This window comes from Peribacillus sp. SIMBA_075 (genome assembly GCF_046534585.1).
Genome location: NZ_JAWRYN010000156.1, coordinates 1 through 407, shown reverse-complemented (window position 1 = coordinate 407; position 407 = coordinate 1). Strand labels below are relative to the sequence as shown.

General features: G+C 43.5%; 1 protein-coding gene. It reads right to left on the bottom strand.

The genetic code is table 11. The features are described 5' to 3' along the window. Nucleotides 1-113: 113 nt before the first annotated feature. Nucleotides 114-407: S-layer homology domain-containing protein (locus tag SB775_RS27585; protein WP_410864323.1), on the bottom strand; the 294-nt coding region annotated here is incomplete at its 5' end.

Genomic DNA, 407 nt, shown 5'->3' with positions numbered 1-407 from the left:
GGTTCCTGTAGAGGCAATCGAGGATGACAATAGTGAATAAATCGAAAAAGAAAAGCTGAAGAGACGAATGTCTTCTTCAGCTTTCGGCTATTATATATGTTTTACATTTGCGCTTACTGCTTAGGCAGTTTTTTCAGCTGAACCATGACGCGGATGGTGATGATGGCCATCTCGGCACGAGTCAGGTTGTTTGTTGGTTTAAAACTGTAGGTCGGTTTTTTCACGTCAACTTCATTCGGCTCACCGTTCATTAATTTTGCTTTACTGACGACGAGTACAGATGGCGCTGCATAGTACCCCACATCTTTCGCATCTGTAAACATTTTACCTAACGCCAGTTTGGATGCATCAAGAGTGCCTAACTTCAAATTCATCGCACGAGCAATCATGATCGCGGCTTCTTCACG